Origin of the sequence: Consotaella aegiceratis (assembly GCF_036541425.1) — a bacterium.
Classification (GTDB): Bacteria; Pseudomonadota; Alphaproteobacteria; order Rhizobiales; family Rhizobiaceae; genus Consotaella; species Consotaella aegiceratis.
Genome location: NZ_JAZHFT010000105.1, coordinates 1 through 3,599 on the forward strand (window position 1 = coordinate 1; position 3,599 = coordinate 3,599).

The 3,599-nt window shown below is 49.1% G+C and carries 3 protein-coding genes; 2 read left to right on the forward strand and 1 reads right to left on the reverse strand.

The window, feature by feature from the left end; all coding sequences use genetic code 11:
- Nucleotides 1–134: 134 nt before the first annotated feature.
- Nucleotides 135–305 (reverse strand): hypothetical protein, encoded by a 171-nt coding sequence (locus tag SMD10_RS25050; RefSeq protein WP_331688448.1) that lies wholly within the window; start codon nt 303–305, stop codon nt 135–137.
- Between the two features lie 400 nt (nt 306–705).
- Here SMD10_RS25050 and SMD10_RS25055 point away from each other — a divergent pair, with 400 nt between their 5' ends.
- Both SMD10_RS25055 and SMD10_RS25060 read left to right on the forward strand, forming a co-directional pair.
- Nucleotides 706–1,110 (forward strand): hypothetical protein, encoded by a 405-nt coding sequence (locus SMD10_RS25055; RefSeq protein WP_331688449.1) that lies wholly within the window; start codon nt 706–708, stop codon nt 1,108–1,110.
- A gap of 625 nt (nt 1,111–1,735) precedes the next feature.
- Nucleotides 1,736–3,412, forward strand: coding sequence for a hypothetical protein (locus SMD10_RS25060; protein ID WP_331688450.1), 1,677 nt, complete (start codon nt 1,736–1,738; stop codon nt 3,410–3,412).
- Nucleotides 3,413–3,599: the final 187 nt, after the last annotated feature.

Below are 3,599 nucleotides of genomic sequence, written 5' to 3' on the forward strand. Positions count from 1 at the left end.
ACGCTCAAACGATGATGCGCGACCTTCGTCGCCGCGTCACGCGGTCCTGCCGACTTCCTTGGCGATGACTGTCCCATGGTGCGATCCTCCTTCCACAAAATAGCATGGGAAGAAGCTTAAGAGGACACACTGTGTCATTCGCCCCAGTCTTCCTCGATTTCCGGAGCATCAATCATTTCCAGAGGTTGTAAATTTAGCACCTCCAGTTGCGCACCACAATCGGAACAATTCACAATTTCCGACACTTTAACATCGTCGGGTATTGAAATGGGGTGTTCGCAGTGAATGCACGGAACGGTACGCATCGCGTTATGCTCCTTCTCAGCAAAAATTGCCAAAAAACTACCGTGCTAGCTTCATTTGAAGCGCATCGCATCGCGTCTTTTACTGTGCAGTCTAGTGATAATAATGCGCACTTTCAGCCGCTTAGCAAGCCCATTTTTTGTCGCACAAGTAGCTACAACGCAATGTAAATCAGAACAGTTTTCGATTGCGGTGTCGACAATATGACACTCGCTATGAAAGCGTCTTTGTAACCAATCTGACTTGTCTTCTAGTGAGCCGCCGAATCTTTTCGTCTTCGTATTTTGTTATTCGGATATCAGAAACAGTATTGATTACAATGATTTACAATGGCCAACGCGTACCTGGGGCAAATTTCCGGGCGCTGGGGCTAGGCACGGTATGTTATTCATGATTCACAATATGGGCGACCAAGCACCACGCCTCTCTGTCGATTCTCCTGAGCAACTTCAACGCGTGCTCGATACTGTGCTTGTCAGGGTCAGCTATTTGGAGGCTGAGTTCGAGGCAGGACGGGTACGGATCAGCGAGCTCGAAGCGATTGTGGTCCTCAAGGACGCTCGCATCGTCGAGCTGGAAGACGAGGTCGCCCGCCTGAAGGGATTGCCGCCGCGGCCCAAGTTCAAGGGCAAGCCGTCGGGCATGGAGCAGGCAACATCAAAGCCGATTGGCAAGAAGGTCCGCAAGCCGGGGGCTCGATGGCAAAGCCGACAAGCTGACCGTCACCGGCGAGGTTATCCTGAGGCTCAAGCCTGCCCACGGGAAGTCGCCTCAGGGGCTACGAAGATATGCCGGTCCAAGATTTAGTGATCAAGGTGGCGGTCATTCGGTATCGGCGCAAGCGTGGTATACGCGGGCCGGCGAGCGGATCGTCGCGGTGATGCCGGAGGGTATATACGGCGGCTTTGGCCGGGAGTTGCTGCGCTTCATTATCGCCGGCCATACCAGGGGCAGGTAACGACGTAACGTCTGACGTAACCGAGGCAAATTCCCGGGCACCTGGATCCCACTATGCACGCTCGCGCACGAAATTCCTAACATCGCCACTAAATCCGTTTTCATATCAAACGCTTATGCTACATCCGCCAGCCTAAATCGACCGCCAGATGAATAAGAGCGGCTAGGATCGGTATGATACATTTGGTTTCGAGATCATTTCGTTCGGCCTATTTACCAAATTGGGCGGCTCTATTAACATGTGTTGTCTTCACGGAAAATAACGGGTTGCCAGATGCCTGCCTGAGTTAATAGCCCCCCATCTGCGGCAACCAGTCGCGGTAGTTGCCAAATAGTAAGAGATCTCGGATAACATCCGTTTGTATATTCGGCTACACGTACATATAAATGAATCGAGTTATCTTAAGACACTCAAAATATGTGCGGCTCGAAGCGATTGTTTACCCCGATCACGTCACAAAATAGGGGACTTGGTATGTTCGACAGCGGGTATCAAGAGGCTATTTGCGTTCAGCCACTCTTTGTTCCTGAATTGATGGGAAAGCGTGCTTCATTTCTATACTTTCGGGGGGATTACAAGATATTGGAGGAAGGGGGCGGGGTATATTTATCGACACGTAAATATATCTCGTCAGAGACATACTTCAATGCGTTATCTTTAGACAAGTGGTATTCTAAAACTTCCGTTAGAAATTTTTGGTTGTCGCTCAAAATACATTCCGGCGAAGGAAATATTTCACTTATACACAAAACGCTCGATGCGATAACGGAGTTGGGTTCGTACCCGATTAGCTCCAGCTCGCCCGATGAAAGCTTTTCCTTCTCAATAGAATCCTTGGAAAAAGGCATCGTGTTTTGGGTCGTGAAAACTGAAACGCAAATTATACTATCGGACATTAAGTATGAGACGCGGGATACTCCCTTGCGGAGTGTTAAGATAGGGTTGGTTATACCTGCATTCCACCGGGATGACGAGGTTAAGGACGCTATTGATCGGTTCAACTCAAGCGCGCTACCCGCTCAGGGGCATGACCTGTTCGTAATTGACAATGGAGGAACCCTATCTGGAGATAAAATTATTCAGAACAATAACTTAGGTGCAAGCGGCGGTTTCACTCGGGGACTTATTGAGGTTCGCCGCGACCCAACATTTACGCACGCCTTGTTTATGGACGACGATGCACCATCCCCTATGTTGTGCATCGAGAAGACTGCAGCTTTTCTGCAGTTCGCTCATGCCGAGAACACGGCCATTGCCGGGTCGATGTTAATTGCAGAAACACCAAGTATTCAATGCGGTGCGGGTCTAAAATTCCATATAACCACAGCGGACTTTCTCAAGGCTGATTGGGATATGGCCGATCCCGCGAACGTGCTTCGCAACGAGCTAGACGAACCCATAGACGTAGGCGCCTGGTACTTCTTCGCCTTCCCAGTAAATCATTTTGACATCTGGCCTTTCCCATATTTCATTCGGGGCGATGACGTACTTTTTTCGCTTCAGAACCACTTTGATGTCGTAACGATTACGGGCATCGCCTGTTGGCAGAGTTCGTTCGATGAGAAGGAGAGCCCATCAATCGCATACCTTACCTATAGGGCCCGATTTCTGACTGGTTGCCTGATGTCGGAGCGCGCTGAGCATACTATATTTGACGTATTTAATGAGATTATTGATGATGTTAGGACAAACGCGCGTTCTTTTAGGTACGGGGACGCCCACGCGATCCTTGACGCTATTGAGGACGTACTTAAGGGACCCATATTTTTCGAAAAGAAACCGTCAGCCATTGAGCGGTTGGCAGAAATTTCAAACAAATACAAAGATTACTATCCTCGCAGGATCGAGAAAGCTGTTGTTGAACAATTCGCCAATGATGGGGATAGAATCTATGTTGCAGTTGGATTTGAGGTTCGACCCAATTTCGATATTGGCGATATAAATAAAATATTATTTATATCTCAATATGGCGGAACATATATACCCGTCACTAGGTCGGACAGTGAGGATTTGAATGTCCAGTCCCGAGTTAGAGATATTAGTACGGAATTCAGCAGGAGCGGTATACCGTGGCTGAAAACCTTTAACGAACATTTGCCTTACATACAGTCCGAGAAATTCTGGCGTGAGGCGCTTCAGTTGATATCTTGAAGGGCCGTTCACCGAGTGTATTGAACCGCACCGGGTTTGCCGGAGGCTGATTGATCTTAGCTGTCCTCTTAAGCTTCTTCCCATGCTATTTTGTGGAAGGAGGATCGCACCATGGGACAGTCATCGCCAAGGAAGTCGGCAGGACCGCGTGACGCGGCGACGAAGGTCGCGCATCATCGTTTGAGCG